Origin of the sequence: Tissierella sp. (assembly GCF_052089545.1) — a bacterium.
In the GTDB taxonomy this organism is placed as follows: domain Bacteria; phylum Bacillota; class Clostridia; order Tissierellales; family Tissierellaceae; genus Tissierella_A.
This window is the reverse complement of sequence record NZ_JBQDAA010000113.1, coordinates 1-2,235: the sequence shown is the minus strand read 5'-3', so window position 1 is coordinate 2,235 and position 2,235 is coordinate 1. Positions and strand designations below refer to the sequence as shown.

Sequence of the window (2,235 nt, the reverse complement as noted above, 5' to 3'; positions counted from 1 at the left end):
TAGGAGGTGTATATGAATATTTCTATAAAAAAAATGACTTTAGTCTCTATTTTTACATCACTTACTGTTATGGGTACATTTATTAGTTTGCCAATTGGTCCTGTGCCTATTACTCTTCAATCTTTATTTGTTATACTTTCAGGTATTATATTAGGATCTAAGCTTGGGGCCTTATCTCAAATTGTATACCTATCTTTAGGACTTATTGGTCTTCCTATATTTTCTAACTTTACAGGGGGTCCTCAAGCAGTTATGATGCCAAGTTTTGGTTTTATTATCGGCTTTATATTTTCTTCCTATATAGTAGGATTAATAACCCATTCTAAAGATACATTATCCCGTAAAAGGATTATATTAGCATCCTTAGTTGGAACTATAACTATATATATCTTTGGCCTACCTTATATGTACTATATTCTAAATATTATTATGGAACAGGGACTTTCATTTGGCAATATATTTAGAATTGGAGCTTTACTTTTCTTGCCAGGCGATATTGCAAAACTTCTTGTAGTTTCATTTGTAAGTATAAAGCTTCTAAAAGTATTGAATAAAGCAAACATTTCTTTAGAATAAAATTTCCAAATTAAAAGTGCATTCATCTTGAAAGCACTTTTTTCATCTTTTATAATTTTTATATATATCCCTCTAAGCCTCTTACCGAAACTTCTCCTGCAAATATATTTTGTATATGACCTTCTTTAAATTCTACTACCAATTCACCTTTATTATTTATATCTAAGGCTTTACCTAGTTTTTCTTCTTTTCCTTGTCTTACTTTAACTTCTTTTCCTATAGTAGCTGAATTTTTTCTACATATTTCTATAGCTTTTGAATTACTATTTTCATTTACAAAAGATATATAAAGGCTTTCAAATTCATTTAAAATATTTGCTAGTAATATTTTACGATCTATTCTTCTATTCTCATTTATTTTTATAGAAGTAGCTTTAGTTTTTAATTCGTCTGGTATGTCTTTCTCATCTAAATTTACATTTATGCCTATTCCCATGACAAGATAATTAATCTTATTTAGTTCGGCGCTTATTTCTGTAAGTATGCCTCCTATTTTTTTATTATTTATAAGTATATCATTAGGCCATTTTATTTGTGAGTCTATATCCATCTTTTTAAGAGCCTTATATACACTAGCAGCACCTAAAAGTGTTATAGATCCAACATTATATGGTTCCATATCTGGCTTTAATATCACACTCATCCAAATACCTTTCTTCTTAGGTGATATCCATCTCCTACCTAGTCTACCCTTTCCTTCAACCTGCTGTTCTGCTATTAGGCAAGTTCCTTCCATTTCTTTTGATGCTATTTTTTTAGCCTGATTGTTTGTAGAATCTACTGAATCAAAATAGTAAAGATTTCTTCCCATAAATTCTGTATTAAGATACTTCCTTATTTCTTCAAATGTCAATATATCAGGTGATGAAGTAAGCCTATATCCTCTTCTCGGAATAGACTCTATGATATATCCTTCTTCTTTTAACATATTTATATACTTCCATATACCACTACGGGTCATATGGAACTCTTGTGATAGTTTTTCTCCTGATATAAAATTATCATTTTCTTTAAGTCTTTTTAATATTTTTGTTTTCACTGTTTCCTCCCAAAGCTCTTTATTCTTTAATTATATTATATCTGTTTTTTATTCTCTAATCCAATAAATTAATCCCTATATTTATATAGGGATTAATTTGAATCTATTTACTATTTTCTACAAATTGAATTTTAAGCCCATTTGGATCTAATATAAAAAAGAACTTAGTATTAGGTGCAGGATTAAAAGTACCGCTATGGATTTCTATTCCTTCCCTTTTTACAAACTCCATTTTTTCTTCTATAGATTTTACTTCAAATCCTAGTGAAATACTCCTGCCCATATCTATATTTTTATTTTCACTGTTATAAAGAAGCTCAAGCTTTGTTTCACCATCTCCTAAAAAAACTATTGCTTGATCCTTACCCATGTCTATTCTTTGATCTATCTTTAGTCCCACAATTTTTTCATAAAAATATAAAGACTCTTTTAGATCCTTTACATTTACAGTTGTCCAGCAAAACTTCATATTTATTCCTCCTCTTTTAATATATTGATTGTCTAATTACTATATTTTATATACTCCCTATATTATATCCAACAATCTTTATGGTCTATAACATATTCTTTAAAAGTGATAGGTTCTCTCCCTATAATCTTTTCTAAATCATATGTTATGT

General features: G+C 28.5%; 3 protein-coding genes. 1 reads left to right on the top strand and 2 read right to left on the bottom strand.

Going from position 1 to position 2,235, the window contains the following annotated elements:
* Positions 1–12: 12 nt before the first annotated feature.
* A complete protein-coding gene (locus ACTHW2_RS08620) occupies positions 13–576 on the top strand; it encodes a biotin transporter BioY (protein WP_442263540.1) in 564 nt (187 codons plus the stop codon).
* A gap of 58 nt (positions 577–634) precedes the next feature.
* Here ACTHW2_RS08620 and ACTHW2_RS08615 read toward each other — a convergent pair whose 3' ends face one another.
* Together ACTHW2_RS08615 and ACTHW2_RS08610 are read right to left on the bottom strand one after the other, a co-directional pair.
* On the bottom strand, positions 635–1,615 hold the full coding sequence (locus ACTHW2_RS08615; RefSeq protein ID WP_442263539.1) for a biotin--[acetyl-CoA-carboxylase] ligase: 981 nt from the start codon (positions 1,613–1,615) through the stop codon (positions 635–637).
* A gap of 103 nt (positions 1,616–1,718) precedes the next feature.
* Positions 1,719–2,084, bottom strand: a complete 366-nt coding sequence (locus tag ACTHW2_RS08610) for a VOC family protein (protein WP_442263538.1) — start codon at positions 2,082–2,084, stop codon at positions 1,719–1,721.
* Between the last annotated feature and the right edge of the window lie 151 nt (positions 2,085–2,235).